The sequence below is a fragment of the Youhaiella tibetensis genome (assembly GCF_008000755.1).
In the GTDB taxonomy this organism is placed as follows: domain Bacteria; phylum Pseudomonadota; class Alphaproteobacteria; order Rhizobiales; family Devosiaceae; genus Paradevosia; species Paradevosia tibetensis.
Genome location: NZ_CP041690.1, coordinates 324,883 through 351,660, shown reverse-complemented (window position 1 = coordinate 351,660; position 26,778 = coordinate 324,883). Strand labels below are relative to the sequence as shown.

Genomic DNA, 26,778 nt, shown 5'->3' with positions numbered 1-26,778 from the left:
GGACTAGCGCGTCAGTTCGACCACGGGAAAGGCGGCCTCGCGCACCTGGTGCAGGCTTTCCATCACCGCAAAGCAGAGCGCGCGAATCTCGTCATTCGGGCCGACCAGATCGGGGATCATGATGGTCTGCATGCCGGCGGCCGAAGCAGCGCGGACGCCCGAGTGGGAATCCTCGAGCGCCAGGCAGTGAACGGGCTCGACCCCCAGCCGACCGGCGGCGAGCAGGTAGGGCTCGGGATGCGGCTTGGGATTGGCGACATCGTCGCGGGTGACGATGGTATCGAACATGCCGATGAGCTGGGCCGCGCCCAGGTGGGCGGTGGCGTGGGCGTTGCGCGAGGAGGTGGCGATGGCGGTGGGAATGCCGCGGCCGCGCAGCTCGGCGAGAATCTCGCGAGCGCCGGCCTTGACGGGCACATCCTCATGCATGCGCTCGCGCATCATGAAACGGCACTTCTCATCGAAGATGGCATAGGGGAAGGCGACGCCGTAGGCCTCGACCAGCAGGCGGTTGGTGGTCTCGTGGCTGGAGCCGACCATGGACTTGTGGACCGTATCGGTCATCTCATAGCCGAGCTGGCCGGCGACTTCGAAAACGATCGAGCGGAAGACGAGTTCTGTATCGAGTATCGTGCCGTCCATATCGAATATGGCGGCCTGAAAGGGCTTCAATTGCATCATGGGTAGAACATAGGCCGGTTCGGCCGGTTTTACCACTGGCGCCGGGCGCGCAGCGGCGTTGCGCGGCGCGAAAAGCTGGACCCCGGCGCTCAGTCTTCCTCGGGCTTGCGGCGGTCCTTGCCCGAGCGCCGTTCGGCGTCGGTCCAGCCCTGGTTGCCCTGGCGGCGGTCGCGGCCGGTGCGGCGATCATTGGCGTTGGGCGCCAGGATCTCGACGGGATCGGGCATGAGGTCGAGTGCGGAATCGACAACAATGGCAATGGCTTCGATGTCGAGCGTGCCGTCGATATCGTATTCCTTAAAGCCGAAGCGCTCGTGGATGATGGGCGCCCGCGGCACACCTGCAGCGGCCTGGCGCTCGAGCTCGCCAACGATCGCCACTGCAATCCGCTGCTGCCTCTCTCTCATAAACTCACTCCATACGCGGATGTTCCGAGAGCCATCACTAAGCCCAAGCTGCTAAATTCCACGGTGCTCAATCGATAAAATTTGAGACGATTTTCAGGCACGCGGCGACACCATCAGACGACAAGACCAGCTTCCCGCGCGGCCGCGAGATAGGAGCGGCTGACAGGCAGGCGGACCCCGTCCGACATTTCTACCAGCGCCTTACCATCATCCTTGCTGACACCCCTGACGGCGTCGAGAGCGATCCAGTGCGAACGATGGATCTGCAGGCCCCGGACGGGAGCAGTCTCGGCGATGGCGTCGGAAAGGCGCATCAGGATCAGGGCGTGGCCGCGGTCGGTGACGACGTCTACGTAGTGGTCCTGCATCGTCAGATAGCATAGTGCGCCGCGTTGCGGCAGGGGCAGGCGCTTGAAGAGTGCGGGGGGCTCGGGCGCGGCGGGCGATGGCTGCGCGGCGGGCGTCTCCTGCACGGCACTGCCGTTGCGGACAGCCAGCACGACAAGCACCGCCACGCCAAGGGTGATGACGAAGCAGTTGAGGACAAGGGTGACGAACCCGCCCGGATCGGGCAGGCGTTCGCCGAGGAAAACCATGTTGACCACGGTCACGGTGACCGCGACGGGGATGGCCGACGCGAGTGCGAGGACAAGGGTGAGCACGGCGCGGTTGGACAACCGGGGGCGCACCATGGCGAGGGCAAGCATGGAGACGAAGAGGCCGACGCCATAGGTGGCGATGACGATGACGGCCCAGTAGCCGAAGCGGGCGGCGGTCCCCAATTGCTGGAAGGTGCCGAAGGGGCCGGCCAGGCCCAGGACCACGGCGACGACCAGCATCACCCCCAGGGCGCGGGGATTGGAAAAGCTCAGCCGTAATTCACGAAGCGCGAAATGCAGGGGGCTGCTGTTCACGAAGCAGGTTCCGGATTGACGTATCCGGATTTGCCGGGCCGCGAGGGGCGCGTCAAGACCGCTGCACCGACGGCGGGCCGCAGGGGCGCCGCCCAGAATGGAGAATCGACAAAAATGCAGCAGCCTTCCTTCCTCGACATTCTCACTCATACGCCCGGCTGGGTCTGGGGCGCCCTGCTCCTGGTGCTGGTGATCGGCGTGCGCCGCATGCAGGACCGCGACGTGACCGTGAGCCGGCTGGTGGTGTTTCCGCTGATCGTGGCGGGGCTGGCGCTCAGCGGGCTGGCCAGCGCCGGGTTCGGCGCGGCGACGCTCGAAGGGTTCGTGCTGGGCATGGTGGCGGGCGGCGCGGCGGGCGTGGCGCTGGAGCGGCGCAACGCGGCAGTGCGGCTCGCGGACGGGCGGCTGCGCATCAAGGGCGAACTGACCTCGCTCCTCGTGATCCTTGCCATCTTTGCCAGCCACTATGTCGCCTCGGTCATCGGCGCGATCGATCCGGCGACAGCGGCGAGCGGCGGCTTCCAGCTGGTGACGGCGCTGGTCTCGGGGTTCTTCTGCACGATGATGCTGGTACGCACGGGCCTGCGCCTGCGCGTGGCGATGGCGTGAGGCGGCGATGAGCCTGGAACCGCTTCTGGTCGCCTCGCCCATCATCCAGATTCACGCGCTGGCGGGCATGGCCGCGTTCGCCATCGGCGGGGTGACCCTGTTCCTACCCAAGGGCAATGACCGGCACAGGGGCCTCGGCCGGGCCTGGGTGGCGCTGATGGTGGTGGTCGCCGCCAGCTCTTTCCTCATCTGGGAAATCCGCATGCTCGGGCCGTTCAGCCCCATCCACCTGGTTTCGGTCTTCACGCTCTACGCCCTCTACAAGGGCGTGGGCCACGCCCGGGCCGGACGGATCGGCGCGCATCGGCGCACGATGCAGAGCCTTTACGTCGTCGCGCTGGCGGTGACCGGCATCTTCACGCTGGCGCCGGGGCGGATCATGAATCAGGTGGTGTTCGGTCCGGGCGCGGGGCCCTCGCTCGGGAGCCTCGTGGTGGCCGGCGGACTGGTGCTGGCGGCCGGCGGCTGGCTGATCCTGAAGCCACGCCGCCGCAGGGCCGGCGCGGTTACCAGGGGACTGACAAAGCCATGAAAATGCAAGGCTTTGGGCACATCCCGTCTTAAGGGGTTGCCCCTATAGCTTGCGCTTATATGCGCCAGGACGGCGCTCTGGTTCGATAATGCTCAAAGAATTGCGCACCTGGTTCCAGATGCTGGATGGCATCGACGCTGGAACCACCGGGATCGATACAATCCCCTCTGGCCTGGCCGCCGATACGCAGCCGGGCGCCTGTGGAACCGTCGCCCCTCCCCGCTCTCTGATCTTCATCGTCGATCCGGACGCCGCGAGCGCCCAACAACTGGCAGCGATGCTATCGGCATCGGGCGTGGACGCCGTGCTGTTCGCCAAAGGCGAAACCCTTGCCGCAGGGTTGCGGCGCTCCACGCCCGAACTCATTTTCCTCGATGTCCGCGCCCAGGGCGAACAGGCCCTCGACGTGCTCGAGCGGCTTGGCCAGGCCCGGTTCTCGGGCGGGGTGCAACTGGTGGGCCCGCAGGGTTCGCCCGTGGTGGAGTCGATGCGCCGCATGGGCGTGCGCGAGGCGCTCAACATGCTGGCCCCGCTCGGCAAGCCGATCTCGGCAAGCGCGGTGCGCAGGCTGCTGTTGGACCAGAAGCTGGCGGCGCCCGGCAGCGGGCCGCTCGTGGACGTGCACGACGCGCTGGCGCGCAACCAGATCGAATTCTGGTACCAGCCCAAGATCGACCTCAAGAAGCGCCAGATCGCCGGCGTCGAGACGTTCGCGCGGCTGCGGCACCCTGAGCTGGGGCTGCTGCGCCCGGCTGAATTCATGACCGGAGCCAGCGAAGGCGACCTGCTGGCGCTCGCCGAGCGGGCGCTGATCAGCGCGCTCAAGGCGGCCACGCATTTCTCCCGGCTCGGCATTCCGCTGCGGCTGGCGGTCAACATGCCCATGACGGGCCTCCTCAACCTGCCGATCAGCGAGCTGGTGCTCGCCTACGGCCCCAAACACCACAAATGGCCAGGTCTGCTGCTGGACGTCACCGAAGCGCAGATCCATCAAAACCTGGCCGAAGTGCAGGCGGTGAGTCGGGGGCTCACCGCCTGCGGAACCTACCTGGCGATCGACGAGTTCGGGCATGGCGGGCTCTCGCTCGCCAACCTGCGGGCGCTGCCGATCGCCGAGCTCAAGGTCGACCGTGCCTTCGTGGGCGATTGCGCGGTGGACCTGGTCAAATCCACCGCCTGCCGTTCGGTCATCGACCTGGCGCACCTGCTCGGCTGCGTGACGGTGGGGATCGGGGTGGAAAAGGCCGCCGACATGATCGTGCTGCAGGGCATGGGGTGCGACGTGGGGCAAGGCTTCTTCTTCGGCCAGCCGATGCCCGAGGACGTGCTGATCGCCTCGATGCTGCAACGGGCAGTCGCCGCCCCGCCACGGCCCGCCATGCGGGTGGCTGCCCCGGGCGACGCGCGGGCCCGCTGGAACTAGACGCCGGCCGCTCCCTGCCGCTATCACTTGGCGGGGAGAGAACTCATCCATGACAGAACCGGTCTACGACATCGTCATCGCAGGAGGCGGTTCGTCCGCCTGCGTGGCGGCCATGCGGCTCGTGCGCGACTATGGGCTCAGGGTCGCCATCATCGAACGCGGGCCGCGGCGCACGGCGCGACTGATGGCGATGCCGGCCGGATACATGAAGTATCTGGGACGCGACGATTTCCTGGAGATGCACCACACCGTACCGCAGCCGCAACTGGGCGGGCGCGGGCCGATCGTGCCGGTGGCCAAGGCGCTGGGCGGGGGAAGCGCGGTCAACGCCATGGTCTACATGCGCGGCCAGAAGGAAGACTATGACGGCTGGGCCGAGTACCTGGGCAGCAACGACGCCTGGTCCTACGACGACATGCTCGGGCATTTCCGCCGGATCGAGGCCAATGCGCGGTTCAACAACAAGTATCACGGCATCTCGGGTAACCTGAAGGTTTCCGACCCCGGCCATATCTCGGACACGACCGAGGACTTCCTGCTGGCGGCGCAGGGGCTTGGCCATAGCTACAACCCCGATTTCAACGGGGCGCGCCAGAACGGGGTCGGCATCATGCAGCACACCTATGGGCAGTGGCGCGGCCGCAAGGAGCGCTCGGACGCGGTCAAGGCCTTCCTCGAGCCGCTCGCGGGCGACGAGCGGCTGACGGTGATCACCGATGCGCGGGTGGATCGCATCCTCTTTGACGGCGAGCGGGCGGTGGGGCTGGCCTACCGGCAGGGCGGGCAGGAAAGGACCGTGCGCGCCGAGCGCGAAGTGCTGGTGGCGGCGGGCACCTATAACAGCGCCAAGCTGATGATGCTTTCCGGGCTCGGCCCGGCGGCGCATCTGGGCGAACACGGCATCGCGGTAAAGGTCGACCTGCCGGGGGTGGGACAGAACCTGCAGGACCACCACGAGGTGCCGGTGATCGCCTCGACGCGCGGCAAGTCAGGCTATTTCGGGGAGGATCGCGGCTGGCCGATGATCCGCAACGGACTGCAATACCTGCTGTTCAATTCGGGACCGGTGACGACGACGGGCATCGAGAGCTGCCTCTTCTACGATCCGGACGGCGGCGAGCGGCCGACCATCCAGCTCTATTGCGCCCCGATCGTCTATCTCGACCGCGACGTCTCCTCGGCCGAGCCGACCCATGGGGTGACGTTCACCTCGTGCCTCCTGCGGCCCAAGGCGCGCGGAGAGGTGAAGCTGCGCTCGGCGGACCCGGCGGCGCAGCCGCTGGTCAACTGCAACTTCTTCGGCGACCCGGACGACCTGCGGCTGACCCTGGCCTCGCTGCGCCACGCGCGCCAGATCCTGGCGACGGAGCCGTTCCGTTCCAAGATCGCGGCCGAACTGCTGCCCGGCACGGCGCTCGACGACGAGGAGAGCCTGACGCGTTATTGCGGGCAGACGGTCAAGACCAACTACCACCCTTCGGGCTCGTTGCGCATGGGCCCGGACCATGACCCGATGGCGGTGGTGGACGCGCAGCTGCGCGTGCGCGGGGTGGAGGGGCTGAGGGTGATCGACTGCTCGATCATGCCGTTCATCCCCTCGGGCAATACCAACGCGCCGGCGATGGCGGTGGGCTCCAAGGCAGCGGACCTGGTGGGGCTGGGCTAGGCCGGCGCGCTTTCGCCTTCGGTGCGCGCATCGACCTCGCGCCAGAATTCCTCGAGGGTCGCGCGGAACTGGTCGGGGACGTCGAGATTGGCGACATGGCCGCCCTTGGGCAGGTGCCGCAGGTGGAAATCGGGGTGGTCGGCCATGGCCTCGAGCGTTACCGGCAGGGCGCGGTTGACGCCATGGTCGAGCCCGCCGCGCATCAACAGGATCGGGCCCTTGTAGGCCTTGGCATTGGCGATGAGATCGTAGCGCCGGACATTGGCGCCGACGGCCTTGCCGGCCTGGGGGGAGAAATCGCGCAATACGCTGGCGATGAGGCGCTGCGCCTCGGAATTGCTGGTGGTGGAGCGGGCGGTGAGCTCGGCAGTGAGCTTGGGGCCGAGGGCGCCATAGACGAGCGGCAGAAGGTGCGGCAGGAACGAGGGCAGCGCCAGGGTATAGGCGGTGCCGTAGGTGGCCAGGCTCTTCAGGCGCTCGGGCGCGATGCCGAGAATGGCCAGCGCCAGGATGCCGCCCAGGGAATTGCCGACCCAGTGCACGGCGGCGAGCCCGGCATGATCGAGCATCTCGATGAGATCGGTGGCCATGCGCGTGATGGAAAAATCCTCGTCGCGCATGGAGGCGGGGGCGCCCGAATGGCCGTGGCCGCGCAGATCGGGCACCAGCACGCGATAGCCCCTGGAGGCGAAATAGTCGGCATCGGCCCGGAACTGGACGCCGGCTGCGGCCAGCCCGTGGCAGAGCACGATCGGCTCGCCCTCGGCGGGCCCAAGATCCTCGTAGACCAGTTCGACGCCGTCGCCGGCCAGGAATGTCTTTTGCGTCATGCGCTTCCGATCAGGATACCCGCGGCGAAGACGAGACCGCCGCCTACCACGATCTGTATCACGGCTCGCCAGAACGGGGTGGACATAAAGCGGTTCTGGATGAAGGCGATGGCCCACAATTCGATGATCACCACGATGATGGCAACGGTGGTGGCGATGTGGAAGTGCGGAATGAGGTAGGGCAGCGCGTGGCCGAGGCCACCGATGGTGGTCATGACCCCGCAGGCGAGGCCGCGCTTGATGGGCGAGCCGCGGCCGGTGAGCTTGCCATCGTCCGAAGCGCTCTCGGTGATGCCCATGGAGATGCCGGCGCCGACGGCGGCGGCGAGGCCGACGAGGAAGGTCTGGGTGGTGTCGCCGGTGGCGAAGGCAGCGGCGAAGACGGGCGCGAGGGTGGAAACCGAGCCATCCATCAGGCCGGCCAATCCCGGCTGGACGTAGGTCAGCACGAACTGGCGATCCTGCTCGGTCTTTTCGGCATCGCGGGCATCCTCGCCCAGATTGGCGGCCTCGAGCTCGTCGGCGGTGTGGGCGTGGCCGCGCTCTTCGACGGCGAGGTCGCCGAGCAGCTTGCGCACGCCCGCATCCTGAGCATTGGCGGCGGCGGATTCATAGAAGGTCTGGGCGCCACGCTCCATCTCCCAGACAAGCTGGCGGATGGCTTCGAGCGAATAGGTCGAGGAGAGCCAGAGCGGCTTGCGGGCGATGAAGCCGCGCACGTTCTCGCGCCGGATCGGGATCAGGCGCTCGCCGAAGCGGGTGGTGTAGAGATCGAGCAGGCGCCGGCGATGGCCGTTCTCCTCCTCGGCCATGCCTTCGAAGATGCGGGCGGTGGCCGGATAGGTGGGCGCGAGCTTTTCGGCGAAGGCGGCGTAGATCTGGCTGTCCTCCTCCTCGGCGGCGATGGCGAGGGAGAGAATCTCGCGCTCGGACAGGGAAGAAAAGTCGCGCTTGTTGGGGACCAGCCAGCGGGAAAACATCGATGTGCACCTCATAGTTTAGAATAGTTCTAAACAATGGCGCGGCGCGAGACAACTCCCCGGCGCCCCATCCTCGCCAGATTTCGCCGGTAGCGTCGAGTGAGATGGCGCCCGAGTTGCGCCCGCGATTCCTCTCACGTCCTGAAGGGGATGACCTCCACCCCAGGACGGGAGAAAGGCGGCAAGGGCAACACCTTTGCCGCCTTTACCTTGCCGGCAGGCAGGCGCTCATCTCGGCATCGAGCCAATCGCGGAAGAGCCGGGCCGGCTTGCGCAGCCGGCGGCCGGCGGCGCTGACGAACCAGTGGGCATATTCGCTTTCGACCGCGACGGGGAACGGACGCACGAGGCGGCCGGCGGCAAGCGCATCGACCATGAGCATATCCATGACCAGCAGCACGCCCTGCCCGGCCAGAGCCGCCTCATAGGCGAGAAGCGGATCGGTGAAGGAGGGGCCGCTCATGGGCGCAGGATCGGCAATTCCGGCGGCGGCGAACCAGGCGGGCCAGTCGAGGAGGCTGGATTCGTCGCGGATGACCTGGACATGGGCAAGGTCGCGCGGGTGGGAAAGACGCGCGGCGAGCGCAGGGGTACACAGGGGGGAATAGTCGCGCCGCCCGAACAGGGTCGCCTCGACGCCCGGCCAGTGGCCGAGCCCGAAACGCACGCCGCAATCGATGTCCTGACGACCCAGATCGAGGAATTTCGAGGTGGCGACGAGGCGCAGCTCGATTTCGGGATGCAGAGCGGCGAAGCGTCCGAGGCGCGGCACCAGCCAGAGCGAAGCGAACATCGAGCCCACGGTGATGGTGAGGCTGGTCTCGACATCGGGCCGCAGCCCGGCAAGGCCGCTGGCCAGGGCATCGAAGCCGGCGGTGAGCCGGGGCAGCTGGTCGGCCAGTTCGGGCGTCGGCACCAGACCCCGCGCGGTGCGCTCGAACAATTGCACCCCCAGCCGTTCCTCGGCACGGCGAATGTGCTGGCTGACGGCGCCGGGCGTGACGCCGAGTTCGTCGGCGGCAGGGGTCAGGGCGCCGTGACGCGCCACGATCTCGATGGCGCGCAGGGCGTTGAGGGGTATCGGGAACGGGCTCGGCATGTAGATTTTCTAAAGCCTACCGCAGGTCTTGTCGATTGAGAAAGCGCGGACGTGCGGCGCATTCTATCGGGCAGACGCGGTTCCGACGGAGACGATAGATGTTGGAAATCTATAGACTGCTTGCCGCTTTCCTGCGGACACTGGTGGAGCCGGGCCCGGAGCCCGACCCGACGGCCGCTTTTACGGCGCGCGAGTGGGCGGACCTGCCGGTGCATCATCCGTGCCGCGACCGTTGAGCCCTATTCGCACAGGCGCGCGGTGCAGGTCTTGCCGTGGCAGCCGAAATCGATGTGCAGGTGATCGTGGTGGAGCGCATTGGCCTCGGGGCCGAGCACGGTCATGAAGCTGGTGCAGGCGGCATCGTGCGCGAAGCGGACGATGGAGCGACCATCGGCATCGGCACCGTTCCAGCCGCTTTCGACCGTGACGGTGCGACCATCCTCGAGGGTGAAGCCGACGACGTCGAGGGCATTGGCGAAGGCGTGCTCGGAGAGATCGGTATCGGCGGCACCGGTGCGGCGGTCGCGGCACATATAGGAGGTGCCGACATTGACCGCGGCGATGCGGGTCTTGTCGTGGGCGGCGACATAGCCGTCGATGGCGGAGACCCAGGCGGGAAGCGCGGAAGCCAGCTGGCAATTGACCGTCGGCTCGCCGGTGACGGGCACCATGCGCCCGTTGGCAAGGATGGCCTCGAGCGCCAGCGGCGAGCGCTCGCCGCACTGGCCCTCGGCAATAGGCGGCACGACGCTGGCAGCGACGCTGCCCGAGACGACGGCCGGACAGGCGACCTGGAAGATGCGGGGGCTCGCTTTCGACGCCTCGGGCTTTTCCGCCCCGGGCTTTTCGGGCTCGGCGGGCGGATGCGTGGCGGCCCGGATGGATGGATCGGGACGCGGGCGCGGCAGCGGCACATCCTGCGCCAGCGCCGCGACCGGGAAGAGCAACAGGGCAAGCACCAGGATCGACCGCATGGCAGCGCAACGCGCGAGCGGGCCGGTTCGTTGCCGCTAAAGTCCTGGCATGGGTGACATCTTTCGGGCAGGTGCTATGGTGAGCGTCCGGGCACACGATCCTTGAGGCAGGTCATGCGGTGGCGTTCTCTGGCGGCGGCGGCTCTATCAACGATGTTGGCGGGCGGCGCGCTGGCGGCGCCGCAGACGGGCACGGCCGTTGGGGTGGACCCTGACGCCTCGGCCAGGGGCAACGGCGGCGCACGCACGCTTGCGGTCGGTTCGGACGTGGCGGTGGGCGAAACGGTGGTGACCGACGCCAACGGGCAGGTGCAGATCCTCTTCGAGGACGAGACGCGGCTCGTCGTCGGGCCGGGCTCATCGCTCCTCATCGAAAAATACCTTTTGCGCGGCAACGAGAACACCGACCGCTTCGCCATCAACGCGCTTTCGGGCAGCTTCCGCTTCATCACCGGCAGGAGCCCCAAGGCCGCCTACGAGATCAAGACGCCCAGCGCCACCATCGGGGTGCGGGGCACGGCGTTCGACTTCACGGTGGATGCGCTCAACCTGACCACGCTCGTGCTCTTTCACGGCTCGGTACTGTTATGCACGCCCGGCGGGCAATGCGTGGTGCTGGACAGCCAATGCCAGGTGGGCGCGGTCGACATGGTGCAATCGGTGCGCATCCGGCCCAATAGCAGGCTGCGGGCGCAGTTTCCGCTGATCGGGTCGCAGGAGGGACTTCTCGCCGATTTCCGCGTGGCGCAGGCCGATCGCTGCCTGCGGCCCTCGACGGGCGGCACCCCGGATTCGCTCAGCCATACCGGTGGTGGCGACTCGACCCCGCAGCCCCAGACCCAGACGCAGGGCAATGCCGGGGGATCGATCACGCCGACCACTGTCCCCACCACCAATCCGGCGACGGGCAACTTAACCAACGTGCCATGACCGTGCTCGCGGACGGCAATGGCCTCTAGTCGCCGCCTCCCCCTCGTCTTCGGCCTGGCGCTGGTGCTGCTGCTGGCGGCGATCCGGCTGGCCGATCCGCTGCCGCTCCAGATGATGCGAGACGCCGCGTTCGACCTCTATCAGAGACTGTCGCCACGCGAGGCGGCCGACCTGCCGGTCAAGATCGTGGACATCGACGATGCGGCGATCACGGCAGTCGGGCAATGGCCGTGGTCGCGCCACACCTTCGCGCTGCTGACCGACCGGCTGACCGAAATGGGCGCGGCGGCCATCGGCTTTGACGTGCTGTTCGCCGAGCCGGACCGGCTCTCGCCCGACAATATCGCGGCGAACCTGGCCGGGTTCGCCGCCAACCGCCTGCCCGACTACGACGCAGAATTCGCAGCGGCGCTCGAGCGCGGCCCGACGGTGCTGGGCTTTTCGGTCTCGACCACCAGCAAGACGCTGCCCGAGGCGCCCAAGGGCGGGTTCGCGCTCAGCGGCACCGATCCGCGCCCGGCCATCCCGGCGCTGACCGGGGCAGTGGTGCCGCTGCCGGCGCTGGGCGATGCGGCATCGGGGCTGGGCGGGCTAAGCCTTCATCCCGAGGAGTCGGTGGCGATCGTGCGGCGCGCGCCCCTGCTCTGGCGGGCCGGAGACAAGGTCTATCCGGCGCTCTCGATCGAAGCGCTGCGCGTGGCGCAGGGCGAGGACAACCTGGTGGTGCTGGGGGAAACCGCCGCGCCCTATGTCGAGAGCATACGGGTGGGCAATGTCGAGGTGCCGACGACGCCCGACGGCAATCTCTGGCTCTATTACCGGCACCTGACGCCCCAGACCACGATCTCGGCCAAGGACATCCTCGGGCCCGACTACCGGCTCAAGGAAAAGGAGATCGACGGCAATATCGTGCTGGTGGGATCGTCGGCCTCGGGGCTCAACGACATGCGGGGCACCCCGCTCGAGGACATGCCGGGCGTCGCCATCCATGCCCAGGCCATCGAGCAGATGCTGACCGGGCAGTTCCTGACGCGCTCGGACTGGGTGGAAGCGCTCGAGATCATTGCCTTCGTGGGACTGGGCGTGGCGCTGGTGGCGGGGGTGCTGTGGTCGGGCCCCAAGGTGGGGCTGGCCATCGGCCTCCTGACGGCGATTGGCCTGCTGGCCTTCTGCTGGCTGATGTTCAAGGGACCGGGCGTGCTGATCGACCCGGGCTTTCCGCTGCTGGGGGCAAGCCTGGTCTATTTCGCCATGATCTTTGCGCGCTACGCCACCACCGATGCCGACCGGCGCAAGCTGCGGCGCGCCTTCGGCCATTATGTGGCGCCCACGCTCCTGGCGCAGATCGAGGCGAGCGGGGAGAGGCTGCAACTGGGCGGGGAGATGCGCGATATGAGCGTGCTCTTTACCGACCTGCGCGGGTTTACCCCGCTCAGCGAAACCATGGCGCCAGCGGACATGCTCAAGGTGCTCAACACGCTGTTCGGGGCGCTGGGCGAGTGCGTCACCATCGAGATGGGCACGATCGACAAGTTCGTGGGCGACAGCGTCATGGCCTTCTGGAACGCACCGATCGACGTGCCCGAACATGCCCTGCACGCCTGCCGGGCGGCGCTGGCGATGCGCGAGACGCTGGGGCGGCTCAATGCCGGGGACGGGTTCGGGCTGGCCACGAACCCGGTGACGCGCGCGCTCTCGGTGGGCGTGGGTATCGCCACCGGCGAGGCGCTGGTGGGCAATATGGGGCTCAAGACCCGGTTCGACTATTCGTGCATCGGGGAGACGGTGAACCTCGCCTCGCGGCTGGAAAGCGTTTCGAAGCTGGTGGGCTACGACATCGTGGTTTCGGAGGAAACGCGCGAGCGGGCGAGCGAGCTGGCCTTCCTGCCCGCCGGGCGGGTGGCGCTCAAGGGGATCAGCGAGCCGGTGCCGGTGCACATCCTGGTGGGCAATGCCGAACTGGCGGCGAGCTCGGCCTTCATCGAGCTGGCCGAACGCCACGAAGCGCGTGACTGGCACGGTTGCCTGGCGCTGGCCGAGAGGCTCGAGCCGGGGCTCGGGCGGTTTTATTCCATGATCGGCGAGCGGCCCGCCGATTTCGCCGGCCCATAGCATTTGCATCAAAGGACGCCGGTCGCCCCGATTGGCGAACGGGCCGAATCCGTTGCATTATTAGAGACTTGATCTGGCAACGCGAAAGAGGCGGCGCGTGCGGGAACCATCTTCTCCAACGGCGGTCACCGGCTGGGACTGGACCGAAGAGGTCTGGCGCTGGCAGCCGGACCGCGAACCGTGGCGCCCCGAGATGGGCGGCCCGTCGCGCTGCGTGGCGATCGAGCTGTCGACCCGGCACCTGGAGACGGCAGAGGCCTATGACTTCTGGCGCGAGACGGTGTTTCACGGCTTCTCGGCCGACCGGCGCAATGGCGAGACCGGGGCATTCCGGGCCGATGCGCGGGCGCTGATCAGCCCGCGGGCCGAGTTCGCCGCCTTCCGCTCCAAGGGGCTTTCGGGCGGGCGGACCCATTCGGGCTTCCGCTCGGACGGCAATGCCGACCTCACGATCGGCTTCACGATCGCGGGCAATCGCCGCCACAGTTTTGCCGAGGAGCGGCACCTGGCGCGCCCGGGGGAGGTCTATCTCTACGATGCCAGCGCCCCCTCCCAAGTGGACTGGGACGACCACCAGGGGTTTTACCTGGCGCTGCGGCGCAGCGACGTGGAGGCGGCGCTGGGCGAGGTGCCCGCTTCGCTCGACCGGCTGCTCGCCGAAATCACGGCCTCGCCGCTCCTGCCGTTCCTGCGCGCGCAGCTTTCCCTGCTGTCCCGCGATTTCGGAGCGCTCGACCTGCGCCAGAAAGAGGCGGTGTTCAACGGCAGCGTCGAGCTGGCGCTCTCGCTGCTGGGCGGACTGCCCACAGGGGCGCGAGCCGATGGCGGTGCCCGGCACAGGCGAGGCCTGATGGTGGCGGCGGAGCGCTTCATCATCGAGAACCTGGCCAATCCACGGCTCGACGCGGCCATGATCGCACGGGCGACGGGCTGCTCGCGGGCGACGCTCTACCGGGCGTTTTTCGACCACGGCAAGACAGTGGCCGACCAGATCCGCATCGCGCGGCTGCTGCGGGCGCGGCACCTGCTGGAAAAATCGCCGCCGCAGGTAACGATCTCGGAAATCATCGCGGCGTGCGGACTGGACGATCCCTCCCATTTCAGCCGCATGTTCCGCCGCCAGTTCGGGCTGGCGCCCAAGGACGTCAAAGGCGTGCGCCACGGCCGCGAAACGGAGGACCGGAGCGCCTGAAGGTGCGAGGAACGCTGCGGATATGGCGGGGTGCAGACGCGATATCCGGACTTTCAACGCAAATGGCTGGATGGGGCCGTTGAAGCTACGGGCGGCAAACCCAATCTCCCATAGCGTTACGCCAATGCGAATCTATGCTCGCCGCCAGCGCGGCGGATAGGACGCCGCATCGTAAAAGGCTATAAAACCAAGATGTCCGCTCGCCCGTTTGCGACCTACGACCCTGCACCCACGGAACGCTCCGCGCTCCGCCAGAAGATTTCCGCCGCCTATACCCGGCCCGAAACCGAAGCGCTGCCCGATCTCATCGCCCAGGCGAGCCTGCCGCCCGAAACGGTGGCCTGGGCCCGCAACACCGCCCGCAAGCTCGTGACCGCCATCCGCGGCAAGAAGAATGGCGGGGGCGTGGAGGCACTGATCCAGGAATATGCGCTTTCCTCGGAAGAGGGCGTGGCGCTGATGTGCCTGGCCGAAGCCCTGCTGCGCATTCCCGACAACGAGACGCGCAACGCGCTCATCCGCGACAAGATCTCGACCGGCAACTGGCGCAGCCATGTGGGCAACGACCGCTCGCTCTTCGTCAATGCGGCGAGCTGGGGCCTGGTGGTGACGGGCAAGCTCACCACGCCCGTGGTCGAGACGGGGCTGGGCAATGCGCTGACGCGCCTTATCGCGCGCGGGGGCGAACCCATCATCCGCACCAGCGTCGATGTGGCCATGCGCATGATGGGCGAGCAGTTCGTCACCGGCCAGACCATCAAGGAAGCGCTCGAGAAGGCGCGCAAGATGGAGGCCAAGGGCTTCCAGTATTCCTATGACATGCTGGGCGAAGCGGCCGCGACCGCCGCGGACGCCGACCGCTACTACCGGGACTACGAAACGGCCATCAACGCCATCGGCAAGGCCAATGCGGGCCGGGGCCCCTATGGCGGCCCGGGCATCTCGATCAAGCTCTCGGCGCTCCATCCGCGCTACGAGCGCACCAAGTACGAGCGGGTGATGAAGGAACTCCTGCCGCGCCTCGTCAAGCTGGCGGTGCTGGCCAAATCCTACAATATCGGGCTGAACATCGACGCCGAGGAAGCGCGGCGGCTCGAAATCTCGCTCGACCTGATGGAAGCGCTCAGCTTCAACCCCGAGCTCGAGGGCTGGAACGGGCTGGGCTTCGTGGTCCAGGCCTATGGCAAGCGCTGCCCGTTCGTCATCGATTACCTCATCGACCTCGCCCGACGCTCGAAGCGCCGGCTCATGGTGCGCCTCGTCAAGGGCGCCTATTGGGACAGCGAGATCAAGCAGGCCCAGGTCGACGGGCTGGCCGACTATCCGGTCTATACGCGCAAGGTCTATACCGACGTCTCCTACCTCGCCTGCGCCAAGAAGCTGCTCGGGGCGCCGGACGCCATCTTCCCGCAGTTCGCGACGCATAACGCCCAGACGCTGGCGACCATCTACCAGATGGCGGGTCCAGAATTCGAAGTGGGGCGCTACGAGTTCCAGTGTCTGCACGGCATGGGCGAGCCGCTCTATGAAGAGGTGGTGGGCAAGGACAAGCTCGACCGGCCCTGCCGCATCTATGCGCCGGTGGGAAGCCACGAGACACTGCTGGCCTATCTGGTGCGGCGCCTGCTCGAGAACGGGGCCAATTCCTCGTTCGTCAACCAGATCGCGGACCCCGACTATCCGATCGAGGAACTGATCGGGGACCCGGTGGCCAAGGCGGCGTCGATTTTCCCGGTGGGCTCGATGCATCCGCGCCTCGCCGCGCCGCGCGACATCCTGGGCGCGCGCCGGAATTCGGCCGGGCTCAATCTTTCCAACGAGCACGACCTCAAGACCATCAAGACGGCCTTCGCGCGCATCAAGCCGGTCAACGGGAACGGACTGCCGGTGCGCAACCCGGCCGACCACGAGGACGTGGTGGGCTACGTGACCTATGCCGAAAAGGGCGAGGTGGAAGCCGCCTTCGCCGCGGCGGCAAAGGGCGGCCCCGCCTGGGCGGCCCTGGGCGCGGCCAAGCGCGGGGAAATCCTGCGCCGGGCCGGCGACATCATGGAAGAACGGCTGCCCGATCTTCTGGGGCTCATCATCCGGGAAGCGGGCAAATCCACCCATAACGCCATCGCCGAGGTGCGCGAGGCCATCGACTTCCTGCGCTACTATGCCGACGAGGCCCGGGACGACGCGGCCCCGCTGGGTACGGTGGTGTGCATCAGCCCCTGGAACTTCCCGCTGGCGATCTTCACCGGGCAGGTCTCGGCGGCGCTGGCGGCGGGCAATGCCGTCGTGTGCAAGCCGGCCGAGGAAACCCCGCTCATCGCCACCGAGGGCGTGCGCATTCTCCATGAGGCGGGCGTGCCGGCGGACGTGCTCAGGCTCGTCATCGGCGACGGCCCGGTGGGCGCCGCGCTGGTGGGCCACAAGGACACCCATGGCGTGGTCTTCACCGGATCGGTGGAAGTGGCCCAGCTCATCCAGAAGCAGCTGGCCGACAAGCTGCTGCCCGACGGGCGCCCGGTGCCGCTGATCGCCGAGACGGGCGGACAGAACGCCATGATCGTCGATTCCTCGGCCCTGACCGAGCAGGTGGTGGCGGACGTGCTGACCTCGGCCTTCGACAGCGCCGGTCAGCGCTGCTCGGCGCTGCGGATCCTGTGCTTGCAGGAAGACGTGGCCGACCACACGCTGACCATGGTCAAGGGCGGGCTGGACGAGCTGGCGCTGGCCAATCCGCAGTTCCTGGCCACCGATATCGGCCCGGTGATCACTGCCGAGGCGCGTGACCGCATCAACGGCCATATCGAGGCGATGAAGGCCAAGGGGCACAAGGTGACCCAGCTCGACCTGCCCGCCGAAGCCGGCAAGGGCACGTTCGTGGCCCCGACCATCATCGAGCTCAACTCGGTTTCCGAGCTGGCCGGGGAAGTGTTCGGGCCGGTGCTGCACGTGGTGCGCTTCAAGCGCTCGGCCATGGACAAGCTGATCGGCGAGATCAACGCGCTGGGCTATGGCCTCACCTTCGGGCTCCATACCCGGATCGACGAGACCATCCGCGAGGTCACCGAGCGGATCGAAGTTGGCAATGTCTATATCAACCGCAACATCATCGGAGCGGTGGTGGGCGTGCAGCCCTTCGGCGGGCACGGGCTTTCGGGCACCGGCCCCAAGGCCGGCGGCCCGCTCTACATGCGCCGCATGGTGCTGGACGCCCCCGTGCTCAAGGGCGGCAAGCCCAGCAAGGAGATCGAGGCCTACCGGCACTGGCTGGTGGCCGAGAACCGCGGGGATGCGGCGGCGATCGTCGCCGGCTTCGCCGAAACCCGGCTCAACGGCGCCCCCGAGGTGCTGGCCGGCCCGGTGGGCGAGGACAACACCTATCTCACCAAGCCGCGCGGCACGATCGGCCTGGTTCCGGCAACGCCCGAGGGCCTGCTGATCCAGCTCGGCGCGGTGCTGGCGACGGGCAATTCGGCCCGTGTGGTGGCCGGCAGCGAGACCGCCAGGGTGCTCGATACCCTGCCCAGTACGCTGGCTGGCTTCGTGACGCAGGGCGAGGACCTTGCGGGCGTGGCGGGCGTGCTGGTGGAAGGCGATGCCGAAAAGACGGCCCGGATCGCCCAGGAAGCGGCGCGCCTGGAAGGCCCGATCGTCCTGGTGCAGGGCGCCAGCACCAAGGGCCTCATCGAAGGCACGCAGGCCTATAACCTCGACCTGCTGGTGCTGGAAGTCTCGACCAGCGTCAACACGGCGGCGGCGGGCGGCAACGCCTCGCTCATGACCATCGGCTAAGACCCAATGGCGGGCGCCCGGCGACGGGCGCCCTGCTCCCAGGCCGCGCCCCGGTTGGCGCTGGCGAAAAAGCACGCTAAAAACACTTCCATCACAGCGGCATAAGAGGGTGATGCGCTATGGATGACGTGCTGGCTCTGCTCGAGGGAATGCCTGTCGTCACGTTCAAATCGGGCGAGGCGTTGCTGGGCGAAGGCGCGCGCGACAGCAAGCTCTACGTGCTGATCGAGGGCGAGGTGGAAGTGATCCGCCGCGACACCCAGGTCAGCCACGTGGACGAACCCGGCTCGATCTTCGGGGAAATGGCGGTGCTGCTCGACCAGCCGCACAGCGCCACGGTGCAGGCGCTCTCGACGGTCAAGGCCTATGAGGTCAAGGACGCCATTAAGTTCCTCGAAGCGCATCCGGAACTGTCGCTGGTGCTGGCCACGCTCCTGGCGCGCCGGCTCTACTACACGACGTCCTACCTGGTGGACCTGCAGCAGCAGGCCCAGGGGCAGCGGCAGGACCTGGACCTAGTGGACAAGATCCTCTCGACCCTCACCGAGCGGCCCAGGGCCAAAAAGCGCGCCTGACGCGTCGAAGCGGCCAGAGGCCGTTCGACCATTCTCCAGATCCAACGGAGAATGGCGATGTATCCCATGCTTGCAAACTGGCTGGTGGCCGGCAGCCCGGATCGGCACCCCTATGAAGGCGGCCCGAACGGCGCACTGCGCCTGCTCGTGGCGATCGGGCTGATCGGCCTGGGCGCGATGGCGCTGGGCGCGGCGTGCTAGCGCGCGGTCCAGCCGCCATCGATGATGAGCGTCTGCCCGGTCATGAGGGAGGCGGCGGGCGAGGCGAGGAAGACCACCGCGCCCGACACTTCCCGGGGCACGCCGATGCGGTGGAGCGCGGCGACGCGCTCGATGACGTCGGCCTTGAACGCGGGGACGGCCAGGGCGCTCGAGGTGCCGTCGGTCTCGATGAAGGTGGGCGCCACGGCATTGACGGTGATGCCGTACTGGCCCCACTCGACGGCCATGCACTTGGTCATGTGGGCGACGGCGGCCTTGGAGAGGCAATAGACGCCCTCGCCCGGCAGCGCGATGAAGCCGGCCTGCGAACTCATGTTGACTATGGTGCCGCCGCCCTTCTCCTTCATGTGGCGGGCCAGGCGCTGGGCGATGAAGAAGCTCGACTTGACGTTGAGATCGACGGTGCCGTCGAACTCGTCCTCGGTGACCTCGAGCAGCGGCCGCTCGATGCCGCCGCCGACATTGTTGATGAGGATATCGATGCGCCCGAAATGGGCGATGGCGCCGTCGATAGCGGCACGGGACTGGGCGAGGTTGACCACATCCATCTGCAGCCGCAGGACACGGCGGCCGAGTTTTTCCACCTCGGCGGCGACGCCATTGTCCATGTCGGCGTCGCGCAGGCCCAGGGCGATATCGGCGCCCGCATCGGCAAGCGCCAGGGCGATGGCCCGCCCCAGGCCCCGGGCTGCGCCGGTGACGAGCGCGGTCCTGCCGGTGAGATCGAAGCTGGGGAGGTCGGTCATGGTCACTTCTCCAGATGCGGAGCGTGCAGGGTCAGATCGGCGGCGCCGAGCCGGTCGGAGGCGGTGAAGCTCTGGTGCCAGTAAGGATACTGGAGCGGCAGGAGCGAGACGTCGTCGAGCCGCTTGCGCTCATGCTCGGTGAGCTTGAGCTCGGCGGCGGCGAGGTTGTCGCGGAACTGGGCCTCGGTGCGTCCGCCGATGATGACCGAAGTCACCCCGGAGCGGCCGAGCAGCCAGGCCAGGGCGATCTGGGCGGCGGAGACGCCGCGCACCTCGGCGATCGAGACCAGGACGTCGACGATGTCATAGAGCCGATCCCAATCGTGGACGGGCGGCTCGCGGAAGCCGCCGGCATGGCGCGTGCCTTCGGGCGCGGTTTCCCCGCGCCGGTACTTGCCCGAGAGCAGGCCACCGGCGAGCGGGCTCCAGACGAGGATGCCCAGGCCCTGGTCGATGGTGATGGGCACCAGCTCGTTCTCGGCCTCGCGCGAGAACAGGGTGTAGTGGATCTGCTGGGAGACGAAGCGCTGGCGGGCATCCTTCTCGCAGACGCCGAGCGCCTTCATGATATGCCAGCCCGAATAGTTCGAGCAGCCGATGTAGCGGACCTTGCCGTGGCGCACGAGGGTATCGAGCGCCTCCATGGTCTCCTCGAGCGGGGTCTGCCCGTCCCATTCGTGGACCTGGTAGAGATCGATGACATCGGTCTTGAGGCGCTTGAGGCTGGCTTCGCACTGGTTGACGATGTGGTAGCGCGACAGGCCCCTCTCGTTGGGATCGGTGTCATCCATGGGGAAGCGCACCTTGGTGGCGAGGAGCGTGCGCTGGCGGCGGCCATCGGTGAGGGCTTCCCCGATGATCGATTCGGAGACGCCGCGCGTATAGACATTGGCGGTGTCGAGCATGTTGACGCCCGCCTCCAGGCACATGTCGATCTGGCGCTGGGCCTCCTTGAGGCTGGTATTGCCGACCTTGGGATTACCCCCGAACGTCATGGTGCCCATGGTGAGGGTCGAGACCTTGAGCCCCGAGCGGCCGAGCAAACGGTATTCCATACCTGCCTCCGAACAGTTTTCGCGTTTGCCGGAGACTAGACCCAAGCCGGGGCGCGGGGGAAGCCGCCCCGGTCAAAGCTCCATCCGGTCAGTGGCCGCGATCGGGGCGGAAATCGTCGCCCTCCTCCCACTCGGTGGGATCGAGCACGTCGTCTTCGCCGTATTCGGCCTCCTGCTCGTCGAGGCTGACCAGAGCGTCGTCGTCGGGCGAGAGGGTTTCCCGGTGCGCGAGCGGGTCCTCATCGCGCGTGCGGGTGCTGTCGAGCTCGCCCATGCCGCGCGGGCCGTTTTCGCCGGCGGTGCCGGTCTCGAGCTGGATGATGGCGCCCTCGATCTCGCCGAGCAGGCCCTTCGGATCGTCGAGGCCGAAATCGGCCGGCTCGCGGGCGCGCAGGTCGTCGCGGATCTGGCGCAGGCGGGCGAGGCGCTCGGCGACGGGGCGATCCGACCCGTACATGAGGTCTTCGATCTCCGCTTCGCTCACCGGATAGGCAAAGCCGGGCAAGCCCTCGTCGTCGTCGCCATCGATGTCGGTATCCTGGGCAAGGACCTTGCCGTCCTCATTGATGTGGTTCATCGCACTGCTCCCTGAAGGTTGCGACCGTCAGGGTAACGCGGCAGGAGAAGCGAAGTTTCCGCTATTCGCCAGCGAGGCGCGCGGCCGGTTCCTCGAGCTCGAGCGCGTCGATCTTCTCGCCGCGACGGGTGACCTTGCCGGTGGAAACGAGGATGTCGCCTATGTCGTTGTTCGCCTGCTGGAAATGGGTCTGGAGCTTGCGCACGCGATCGTCCAGCCGGCCGACATCGGCGAGAAGCTCGCGCACTTCCTTCTGGATGAGATGCGCCTGCTCGCGCATGCGCACATCGCGCAGCAGGGCCTGGATCACCTGGATGGAGAGCATGAGCAGGGAGGGGGAAACGATGACCACGCGGTGGCGGATGGCGCGCTGCACCAAATCCTCGAACTGCTCGTGCAGGTCCGCGAAGATGGCTTCGGAGGGCACGAACATGAAGGCGGTGTCCTGCGTCTCCCCGGCGATCAGGTATTTGTCGGAAATGGCGCGGACATGGGTAGTGATGTCGGTCTTGAACTGGGCCCTGGCGAGCTTGGCCTCGTCGTCGTTGGCCGCCTCCTTGAGGCGCTGCCAGCTTTCGAGCGGGAACTTGGCATCGATGACCAGGCGCGGGGCGTCGTTGGGCATGAAGATGACGCAGTCCGGACGGCTGCCATTGGAAAGCGTGGTCTGGAAGGCATAGCCGTTCGAGGCGAGGCCATCGGCGATGATGGCCTCCATGCGCCCCTGCCCGAAGGCGCCGCGCTGCTGCTTGTTGGAAAGGATCGACTGGAGCGAGACGATTTCGCCCGAGAGCGCGGTCATGGTGGACTGGGCGCGGTCGATCACGGCCAGGCGCTCATGGAGCTTGGTCAGGCTCTCCTCGGTCTTGGTGCGGTTCTCGGTGATCGCCTGGCCCATGCGCTGGCTGGTGGAATCGAGGCGCTCGTTGACGAGGCGGGCCAGATCGGAGGTGCGGCTGCCGAAGATCTCGGACATGGTCTGCATGCGGCCGGTCATCTCGTTCTGGATGCGCATCATGTCGGCCAGGTGCTTTTCCATCTCCTGGCTGCGGGCGATGGCGGTGGCAGCCTCCTCGGCGCGCTGGCGCCCGGAGCGCAGCGAATTGACGAGGAGAATGACGAGCAGCAGCGCCATGAGCGCGACCGCGGCGGCGATCGCGTGGCTCAGGGTGAGGGGAAAATCGCCGAGGGTGAAGAGAACCATGTCCATCGGCGCACACTAGCGCGATTCGCCGCAGAAGTGTTCCCCTCTTGTTCCGGCGAGGCTCAACCGGGGGCCAGTTGACCGGGCGGCCAGAAAATACCATATCGGGGGCAATTGCTGAAAAGGACCACCAGATGGCCGTTCGCCCCATCCTGATCATCCCCGACGCGCGCCTGCGTGCGATTGCCGAGCCGGTCGAGGAGATCAACGACGAGATCACCACGCTCGTCAAAGACATGTTCGATACGATGTATGCCGCGCCCGGGATCGGCCTGGCCGCGCCGCAGGTCGGCGTGCTCAAGCGCGTGGTCGTGATCGACCTCGCCAAGGAAGACGAGAGCCCCGATCCGATCGTGATGATCAACCCGGAAGTCATCGAATTCGGTGACGAGACGGTGGTCACCGAAGAAGGGTGCCTGTCGATCCCCGACCTCTATTACGAGGTCGAGCGCCCCGCCGACATCAAGGTCCGCTACATGGACCAGGACGGCAAGGTCGTCGAGCGCAAAGCGTCCGACCGGCTGGCCATCTGCATGCAGCACGAGATCGATCACCTCGATGGCGTGCTCTATATCGACTACCTGTCGCGCCTCAAGCGCGACCGCGTGATCAAGAAGTTCGACAAGGCCGCCAAGCGCGCCACGGCGAACTAGGCTCTTACCGCCAGGCACAAGGGGCGTTTCCATGCGCGTCGTATTCATGGGGACGCCCGATTTCGCGGTTCCGACCCTGACCGAGATCGTTGCGAGCGGCCACGAAGTGGTGGCCGTCTATACGCGCGCGCCGAAGCCGGCGGGCCGGGGGCAGGAAGAGCGCAAGTCCCCGGTGCACCTGGCAGCCGAAGGCTTCGGCATTCCTGTGTTTACGCCCAAATCGCTCAAGGGGAGCGAAGAACAGGGCGTCTTCGCGCTGCACGATGCGGACGTGGGCGTGGTGGTGGCCTATGGGCTGCTGCTGCCCAAGCCGATCCTCGATGCGCCGCGCCTGGGGTGCCTCAACCTGCACGGCTCGCTGCTGCCGCGCTGGCGGGGCGCCGCGCCGATCCAGCGCGCCGTGATGGCGGGGGACAAGCGCACGGGCGTGATGGTGATGCAGATGGACGAAGGGCTCGACACCGGCCCGGTGGGCCTGGTCGAGGAAATGCCCATCGGCCCGGACATGACGGCGGGCGAGTTGCACGATGCCATGATGCGCGTGGGCGCGGACCTGATGGGCCGGGCGCTGGCGGCGCTCGAGCGCGGCAGCCTCGAGTTTTCCGAGCAGTCGGAAGAAGGCGTCGTCTACGCCAGGAAGATCGAGAAGGCCGAGGCGCGGATCGACTGGTCGAAATCGGCAGCCGAGGTGCACAACCACATCCGCGGGCTCTCCCCCTTCCCCGGCGCCTGGTTCGAAGTGGAACTGAGCGGCAAGCCGGTGCGGGTCAAGGCCCTGCGTTCGACCCTGGGGACGGGCAGCGGCGCTGCCGGCACGGTGATCGGTGACGACCTCACCATCGCGTGCGGCGAGGGCGCGGTGCGGCTGGTTTCGGTGCAGCGCGAGGGCAAGGGCGCGATGGACGCGGCCGCATTCGTGCGCGGAACGGGGTCGCTCATCGGCAAGGCGGTCTGATGGCGCGCTTCAAGCTCACCATCGAATATGACGGAACCCCTTTTGCGGGGTGGCAGCGGCAGGCCGGGCAGATGTCCGTGCAGGAGGCCGTCGAGACGGCGATCGAGCGGTTCTGCGGCGAGAAGGTGGCGATCCAGGCGGCGGGACGCACCGATAGCGGGGTGCACGCGCTCGGTCAGGTGGTGAGCTTCGACCTTTCGGGCGACCGCGATCCGTTCCGGGTGCGCGAGGCGCTCAACTATCACCTCAAGCCCCATCCGGTGGCGGTGGTCGAGGCCGAGGCGGTGGGGGACGATTTCGAGGCGCGGTTCTCGGCGACCGCGCGGCACTACGAGTACCGGATCCTCAATCGCCGGGCGCGGGCTGCGCTCGAGGCCGGGCGGGTGTGGCACGTGCCGATGCCGCTCGATGCCGACGCCATGCACGCGGCGGCGCAAATGATCCTGGGCCAGCACGATTTCACCACGTTCCGTGCGGCCGAGTGCCAGGCCAATTCACCCATTCGCACGCTCGACGTGCTGACGGTCTCCCGGCAGGCGGACCATATCGTGGTAACCGCCAAAGCGCGCAGCTTCCTCCACAGCCAGGTGCGCTCGATGGTGGGCTCGCTCAAGCTGGTGGGTGAGGGCAAGTGGCGGCCGGCCGATTTCCGCGCCGCGCTCGACGCAAAGCGGCGGGCGGCCTGCGGGCCGCTGGCGCCGCCGGACGGGCTCTACCTCACGCGCGTGGACTATTAGGACTATTAGCCGAGGGCCGAGACCAGGGTGCCGGCGTCGGCCGGCAGCGGCATGGAGAGGCCGACGATCAGCAGGCCGATGCTGCCCGCCACGAGCTGGGCGATCAGGAAGATGGCGACCTGGAGCGGAGCGAGCGTGACGATGAGGCGCGCGATGTTGATCTGGATGACCAGCATGACCAGGCCCACCACTACCAGGAACACATCCCCTCCCAGCCCGAACAACGCCAGGACGAGCGTGATCAGGGAAAGGAAGAAGGTCGCCCAGTTCTCCGCCACGAGATAGGGCACGAAGCCATCGAGCCGCTTCATCTGGCGCAGGGCCAGGGCGGCGAAGCCGAGCTGGAGACCGAAGGCAATGGCTGAGGTCAAAATCACCCGCAGCACCGAAACGCTCGGCTCCTGGCCGAGCAGCGCCGGAAGGTAGGCCGAAAACGTCGTGGCCATCAGAATGGCGATGAAGCTGCCGACGAGGCCGCGCTGGCTGAAATCGAAATATTGCGACGCGGTCCGGTTGCCGATGAGCAGCAGGGCGCATCCGCGGGCGGCGGCAACCATTTCGTCGATGATGGTCGTCATGAGCGGACTCGCTTAGCGGGGTGCAGCACAGCACTTAATCGTCCGGGCCGCATTGGGCAAGGGCGACCAATTGTCGTTTTGTCTCAGACCTTACCCGAACCGAACCAGGCCGAGATGAAGCGCGCATAGAGGACGCTCAGTTCCTCGACATCGCGCACCAGCACGTTTTCGTCGGCCTTGTGCATCGAGGGGCCGGGGAGACCGAACTCGACCACCGGGCAATAACGGGCGAGGAAGCGCGCGTCGGAAGTGCCGCCGGCGGTGGAAAGCTGCGGGCGGCTGCCCGTCGCCGCCTCGATGACGGCGCCCAGGGCCTCGACCCCGCCGCCCAGGGGCGAGAGGAAGGAATTGGACGGACGCCCGACCACCGAGAACTCGACCTGGCAGCCATGGGCATCGACCGAGGCAATGCGCTCGGCGATCCAGGCGCCGAGGGTTTCGGGCGTCCACAAGTCGTTGAAGCGGATGTTGAAGCGGATGGTGCCGCGCGCCGGGATGACGTTGGTGGTCTGGTTGCCGACGTCGATGGAGGTGACCTCCAGGTTCGAGCGCGGGAAATGTTCGGTGCCCTCATCGATGGGAGTGGCCGAAAGCGCGGTGACGATGGCGGCGACGACCGGGAGGGGATTGTTGGCCTTGTCGGGATAGGCGACGTGCCCCTGGGCGCCGGTGACCGCGATCTGGCCGTTGAGAGAGCCCCGACGGCCGATCTTGATGCTGTCGCCCACGGTGGCGGTGGCGGATGGCTCGCCCACGATGGCGAAATCGAACCTGTGGCCCTGGGCGTCGGCCCAGGCCATGAGCTTTTCGGTGCCGTTGATGGCGTCCGCTTCCTCGTCATTGGTGATGGCCAGGGCAATGGTGCCGTTGTCGGCGGAGCCATCGGCGATGGCAGCTTCGACAGCGGCGACGAAAGCGGCCACGCCGCTCTTCATGTCGGCGGCGCCCCGGCCATAGAGGCGCCCGTCGCGAAGGGTGGGGACGAAGGGCGGGCTGGTCCAGTCATCGGGATTGCCGGGAGGCACGACATCGGTGTGGCCGGCGAAGAGCAGGCGCTTGCCACCCGAGCCGCGGGTAGCGAAGAGATTGCCCACGGGATAGGAGCCGTCGCCCTCGAAGGTGAGGCGGGTGACCGCGAAGCCGAGCGCGGCGAGGGCGGTCTCGAGGCGATCAAGGACGCCCTCCTGGGCCGGCGTGACCGAAGCGCAGGCGATGAGGTCTTTGAGAAGCGGGACGGGATCGCCCTTGGTATTTGCGGGCATGCCCCGTCTCCATCGGTGTTGGGGCGGAGGCGCCGCCGGCCCGGCGGCGGCTGTCGCGCCGTCCGGGCCATTGTTAGTG

General features: G+C 67.4%; 27 protein-coding genes. 14 read left to right on the top strand and 13 right to left on the bottom strand.

Annotated elements, in window-relative coordinates:
• Window positions 1–3: 3 nt before the first annotated feature.
• The 3 genes from FNA67_RS01815 to FNA67_RS21805 all read right to left on the bottom strand — a co-directional run bounded on the left by FNA67_RS01815 (window position 4) and on the right by FNA67_RS21805 (window position 2,002).
• Window positions 4–681: an HAD family hydrolase gene (locus FNA67_RS01815; protein ID WP_049707457.1), complete on the bottom strand. Its 678-nt coding sequence runs from the start codon at window positions 679–681 to the stop codon at window positions 4–6.
• A gap of 89 nt (window positions 682–770) precedes the next feature.
• Window positions 771–1,088, bottom strand: coding sequence for a type III PLP-dependent enzyme domain-containing protein (locus tag FNA67_RS01810; RefSeq protein ID WP_145976855.1), 318 nt, complete (start codon window positions 1,086–1,088; stop codon window positions 771–773).
• A gap of 113 nt (window positions 1,089–1,201) precedes the next feature.
• A complete protein-coding gene (locus FNA67_RS21805) occupies window positions 1,202–2,002 on the bottom strand; it encodes a LytTR family DNA-binding domain-containing protein (RefSeq protein WP_170267178.1) in 801 nt (266 codons plus the stop codon).
• Window positions 2,003–2,116: 114 nt separating this feature from the next.
• Between FNA67_RS21805 and FNA67_RS21800 the strand changes: the two genes are divergently transcribed.
• The 4 genes from FNA67_RS21800 to FNA67_RS01790 all read left to right on the top strand — a co-directional run bounded on the left by FNA67_RS21800 (window position 2,117) and on the right by FNA67_RS01790 (window position 6,232).
• Window positions 2,117–2,611, top strand: a complete 495-nt coding sequence (locus FNA67_RS21800; protein WP_170267177.1) for a DUF6622 family protein — start codon at window positions 2,117–2,119, stop codon at window positions 2,609–2,611.
• Between the two features lie 7 nt (window positions 2,612–2,618).
• Window positions 2,619–3,143 (top strand): DUF2306 domain-containing protein, encoded by a 525-nt coding sequence (locus tag FNA67_RS01800; protein ID WP_147654853.1) that lies wholly within the window; start codon window positions 2,619–2,621, stop codon window positions 3,141–3,143.
• 88 nt (window positions 3,144–3,231) lie between these two features.
• On the top strand, window positions 3,232–4,566 hold the full coding sequence (locus FNA67_RS01795) for an EAL domain-containing response regulator (protein WP_147654852.1): 1,335 nt from the start codon (window positions 3,232–3,234) through the stop codon (window positions 4,564–4,566).
• Between the two features lie 49 nt (window positions 4,567–4,615).
• Entirely contained in the window at window positions 4,616–6,232 is a 1,617-nt protein-coding gene (locus tag FNA67_RS01790) for a GMC family oxidoreductase (protein WP_049707453.1), read from the top strand.
• Here FNA67_RS01790 and FNA67_RS01785 read toward each other — a convergent pair.
• From FNA67_RS01785 to FNA67_RS01775, 3 genes are all read right to left on the bottom strand, one after another.
• A complete protein-coding gene (locus tag FNA67_RS01785) occupies window positions 6,229–7,062 on the bottom strand; it encodes an alpha/beta fold hydrolase (RefSeq protein ID WP_147654851.1) in 834 nt (277 codons plus the stop codon). The genes FNA67_RS01790 and FNA67_RS01785 overlap by 4 nt on opposite strands.
• Window positions 7,059–8,042, bottom strand: coding sequence for an iron exporter MbfA (gene mbfA / locus FNA67_RS01780; RefSeq protein ID WP_174851663.1), 984 nt, complete (start codon window positions 8,040–8,042; stop codon window positions 7,059–7,061). The genes FNA67_RS01785 and mbfA overlap by 4 nt, the downstream gene beginning before the upstream one ends.
• A 205-nt stretch (window positions 8,043–8,247) precedes the next feature.
• A complete protein-coding gene (locus tag FNA67_RS01775; protein ID WP_049707451.1) occupies window positions 8,248–9,141 on the bottom strand; it encodes a LysR substrate-binding domain-containing protein in 894 nt (297 codons plus the stop codon).
• A gap of 98 nt (window positions 9,142–9,239) precedes the next feature.
• On the opposite strand from FNA67_RS01775, the gene FNA67_RS21795 reads away from it, so the two are divergent.
• Window positions 9,240–9,377 (top strand): hypothetical protein, encoded by a 138-nt coding sequence (locus FNA67_RS21795; RefSeq protein WP_170267176.1) that lies wholly within the window; start codon window positions 9,240–9,242, stop codon window positions 9,375–9,377.
• Between the two features lie 3 nt (window positions 9,378–9,380).
• On the opposite strand, the gene FNA67_RS01770 is transcribed toward FNA67_RS21795, so the two are convergent.
• Window positions 9,381–10,115: an extensin-like domain-containing protein gene (locus FNA67_RS01770; protein WP_147654850.1), complete on the bottom strand. Its 735-nt coding sequence runs from the start codon at window positions 10,113–10,115 to the stop codon at window positions 9,381–9,383.
• A gap of 114 nt (window positions 10,116–10,229) precedes the next feature.
• Between FNA67_RS01770 and FNA67_RS01765 the strand changes: the two genes are divergently transcribed.
• From FNA67_RS01765 to FNA67_RS21790, 6 genes are all read left to right on the top strand, one after another.
• On the top strand, window positions 10,230–11,045 hold the full coding sequence (locus FNA67_RS01765) for a FecR family protein (RefSeq protein WP_147654849.1): 816 nt from the start codon (window positions 10,230–10,232) through the stop codon (window positions 11,043–11,045).
• A gap of 18 nt (window positions 11,046–11,063) precedes the next feature.
• Window positions 11,064–13,157 carry a CHASE2 domain-containing protein gene (locus FNA67_RS01760; RefSeq protein ID WP_147654848.1) on the top strand — a complete coding sequence of 698 codons (2,094 nt, stop codon included), beginning with the start codon at window positions 11,064–11,066 and terminating at the stop codon, window positions 13,155–13,157.
• A gap of 97 nt (window positions 13,158–13,254) precedes the next feature.
• Window positions 13,255–14,349 carry an AraC family transcriptional regulator gene (locus tag FNA67_RS01755; protein ID WP_145976853.1) on the top strand — a complete coding sequence of 365 codons (1,095 nt, stop codon included), beginning with the start codon at window positions 13,255–13,257 and terminating at the stop codon, window positions 14,347–14,349.
• Between the two features lie 192 nt (window positions 14,350–14,541).
• Window positions 14,542–18,135: a trifunctional transcriptional regulator/proline dehydrogenase/L-glutamate gamma-semialdehyde dehydrogenase gene (gene putA / locus FNA67_RS01750; protein ID WP_147654847.1), complete on the top strand. Its 3,594-nt coding sequence runs from the start codon at window positions 14,542–14,544 to the stop codon at window positions 18,133–18,135.
• 119 nt (window positions 18,136–18,254) lie between these two features.
• Window positions 18,255–18,710: a Crp/Fnr family transcriptional regulator gene (locus FNA67_RS01745; RefSeq protein ID WP_049707445.1), complete on the top strand. Its 456-nt coding sequence runs from the start codon at window positions 18,255–18,257 to the stop codon at window positions 18,708–18,710.
• 57 nt (window positions 18,711–18,767) lie between these two features.
• A complete protein-coding gene (locus tag FNA67_RS21790) occupies window positions 18,768–18,911 on the top strand; it encodes a hypothetical protein (protein ID WP_170267175.1) in 144 nt (47 codons plus the stop codon).
• Here FNA67_RS21790 and FNA67_RS01740 read toward each other — a convergent pair.
• From FNA67_RS01740 to FNA67_RS01725, 4 genes are all read right to left on the bottom strand, one after another.
• Window positions 18,908–19,678, bottom strand: coding sequence for an SDR family NAD(P)-dependent oxidoreductase (locus FNA67_RS01740; protein ID WP_049707444.1), 771 nt, complete (start codon window positions 19,676–19,678; stop codon window positions 18,908–18,910). The genes FNA67_RS21790 and FNA67_RS01740 overlap by 4 nt on opposite strands.
• Window positions 19,679–19,680: 2 nt before the next feature.
• Complete coding sequence (locus tag FNA67_RS01735; RefSeq protein ID WP_147654846.1) at window positions 19,681–20,733, bottom strand: aldo/keto reductase; 1,053 nt, start codon at window positions 20,731–20,733, stop codon at window positions 19,681–19,683.
• An 88-nt stretch (window positions 20,734–20,821) separates the two neighbouring features.
• Window positions 20,822–21,310 (bottom strand): hypothetical protein, encoded by a 489-nt coding sequence (locus FNA67_RS01730; RefSeq protein ID WP_147654845.1) that lies wholly within the window; start codon window positions 21,308–21,310, stop codon window positions 20,822–20,824.
• A 61-nt stretch (window positions 21,311–21,371) separates the two neighbouring features.
• The gene (locus FNA67_RS01725; RefSeq protein ID WP_049707441.1) at window positions 21,372–22,520 is read right to left on the bottom strand and encodes a DNA recombination protein RmuC; all 1,149 of its coding nucleotides are present in this window, start codon (window positions 22,518–22,520) and stop codon (window positions 21,372–21,374) included.
• A gap of 128 nt (window positions 22,521–22,648) precedes the next feature.
• On the opposite strand from FNA67_RS01725, the gene def reads away from it, so the two are divergent.
• The 3 genes from def to truA are packed head-to-tail and all read left to right on the top strand — an operon-like array spanning window position 22,649 to window position 24,859.
• Window positions 22,649–23,167, top strand: coding sequence for a peptide deformylase (gene def / locus FNA67_RS01720; RefSeq protein ID WP_147654844.1), 519 nt, complete (start codon window positions 22,649–22,651; stop codon window positions 23,165–23,167).
• A 31-nt stretch (window positions 23,168–23,198) separates the two neighbouring features.
• Window positions 23,199–24,122, top strand: coding sequence for a methionyl-tRNA formyltransferase (fmt, locus tag FNA67_RS01715; RefSeq protein ID WP_147654843.1), 924 nt, complete (start codon window positions 23,199–23,201; stop codon window positions 24,120–24,122).
• A complete protein-coding gene (truA, locus tag FNA67_RS01710) occupies window positions 24,122–24,859 on the top strand; it encodes a tRNA pseudouridine(38-40) synthase TruA (protein WP_147654842.1) in 738 nt (245 codons plus the stop codon). Before fmt ends, truA begins: the two co-directional genes overlap by 1 nt.
• 5 nt (window positions 24,860–24,864) lie before the next feature.
• Here the strand turns inward: truA and FNA67_RS01705 are convergent, their stop codons facing one another.
• The gene (locus FNA67_RS01705; protein ID WP_147654841.1) at window positions 24,865–25,437 is read right to left on the bottom strand and encodes a hypothetical protein; all 573 of its coding nucleotides are present in this window, start codon (window positions 25,435–25,437) and stop codon (window positions 24,865–24,867) included.
• An 83-nt stretch (window positions 25,438–25,520) separates the two neighbouring features.
• Window positions 25,521–26,699 (bottom strand): succinyl-diaminopimelate desuccinylase, encoded by a 1,179-nt coding sequence (gene dapE / locus FNA67_RS01700; RefSeq protein ID WP_147654840.1) that lies wholly within the window; start codon window positions 26,697–26,699, stop codon window positions 25,521–25,523.
• Window positions 26,700–26,778 lie beyond the last annotated feature (79 nt).

Bases quoted from the DNA above. Each gene is read 5' to 3' on its own strand.
- FNA67_RS01815 (WP_049707457.1), bottom strand. From the start codon at position 681: ATGATGCAATTGAAGCCCTTTCAGGCCGCCATATTCGATATGGACGGC.
- FNA67_RS01810 (WP_145976855.1), bottom strand. From the start codon at position 1,088: ATGAGAGAGAGGCAGCAGCGGATTGCAGTGGCGATCGTTGGCGAGCTC.
- FNA67_RS21800 (WP_170267177.1), top strand. From the start codon at position 2,117: ATGCAGCAGCCTTCCTTCCTCGACATTCTCACTCATACGCCCGGCTGG.
- FNA67_RS01800 (WP_147654853.1), top strand. From the start codon at position 2,619: ATGAGCCTGGAACCGCTTCTGGTCGCCTCGCCCATCATCCAGATTCAC.
- FNA67_RS01795 (WP_147654852.1), top strand. From the start codon at position 3,232: ATGCTCAAAGAATTGCGCACCTGGTTCCAGATGCTGGATGGCATCGAC.
- FNA67_RS01790 (WP_049707453.1), top strand. From the start codon at position 4,616: ATGACAGAACCGGTCTACGACATCGTCATCGCAGGAGGCGGTTCGTCC.
- FNA67_RS01785 (WP_147654851.1), bottom strand. From the start codon at position 7,062: ATGACGCAAAAGACATTCCTGGCCGGCGACGGCGTCGAACTGGTCTAC.
- mbfA (WP_174851663.1), bottom strand. From the start codon at position 8,042: ATGTTTTCCCGCTGGCTGGTCCCCAACAAGCGCGACTTTTCTTCCCTG.
- FNA67_RS01775 (WP_049707451.1), bottom strand. From the start codon at position 9,141: ATGCCGAGCCCGTTCCCGATACCCCTCAACGCCCTGCGCGCCATCGAG.
- FNA67_RS21795 (WP_170267176.1), top strand. From the start codon at position 9,240: ATGTTGGAAATCTATAGACTGCTTGCCGCTTTCCTGCGGACACTGGTG.
- FNA67_RS01770 (WP_147654850.1), bottom strand. From the start codon at position 10,115: ATGCGGTCGATCCTGGTGCTTGCCCTGTTGCTCTTCCCGGTCGCGGCG.
- FNA67_RS01765 (WP_147654849.1), top strand. From the start codon at position 10,230: ATGCGGTGGCGTTCTCTGGCGGCGGCGGCTCTATCAACGATGTTGGCG.
- FNA67_RS01760 (WP_147654848.1), top strand. From the start codon at position 11,064: ATGGCCTCTAGTCGCCGCCTCCCCCTCGTCTTCGGCCTGGCGCTGGTG.
- putA (WP_147654847.1), top strand. From the start codon at position 14,542: ATGTCCGCTCGCCCGTTTGCGACCTACGACCCTGCACCCACGGAACGC.
- FNA67_RS01745 (WP_049707445.1), top strand. From the start codon at position 18,255: ATGGATGACGTGCTGGCTCTGCTCGAGGGAATGCCTGTCGTCACGTTC.
- FNA67_RS21790 (WP_170267175.1), top strand. From the start codon at position 18,768: ATGTATCCCATGCTTGCAAACTGGCTGGTGGCCGGCAGCCCGGATCGG.
- FNA67_RS01740 (WP_049707444.1), bottom strand. From the start codon at position 19,678: ATGACCGACCTCCCCAGCTTCGATCTCACCGGCAGGACCGCGCTCGTC.
- FNA67_RS01735 (WP_147654846.1), bottom strand. From the start codon at position 20,733: ATGGAATACCGTTTGCTCGGCCGCTCGGGGCTCAAGGTCTCGACCCTC.
- FNA67_RS01730 (WP_147654845.1), bottom strand. From the start codon at position 21,310: ATGAACCACATCAATGAGGACGGCAAGGTCCTTGCCCAGGATACCGAC.
- FNA67_RS01725 (WP_049707441.1), bottom strand. From the start codon at position 22,520: ATGGACATGGTTCTCTTCACCCTCGGCGATTTTCCCCTCACCCTGAGC.
- def (WP_147654844.1), top strand. From the start codon at position 22,649: ATGGCCGTTCGCCCCATCCTGATCATCCCCGACGCGCGCCTGCGTGCG.
- fmt (WP_147654843.1), top strand. From the start codon at position 23,199: ATGCGCGTCGTATTCATGGGGACGCCCGATTTCGCGGTTCCGACCCTG.
- truA (WP_147654842.1), top strand. From the start codon at position 24,122: ATGGCGCGCTTCAAGCTCACCATCGAATATGACGGAACCCCTTTTGCG.
- FNA67_RS01705 (WP_147654841.1), bottom strand. From the start codon at position 25,437: ATGACGACCATCATCGACGAAATGGTTGCCGCCGCCCGCGGATGCGCC.
- dapE (WP_147654840.1), bottom strand. From the start codon at position 26,699: ATGCCCGCAAATACCAAGGGCGATCCCGTCCCGCTTCTCAAAGACCTC.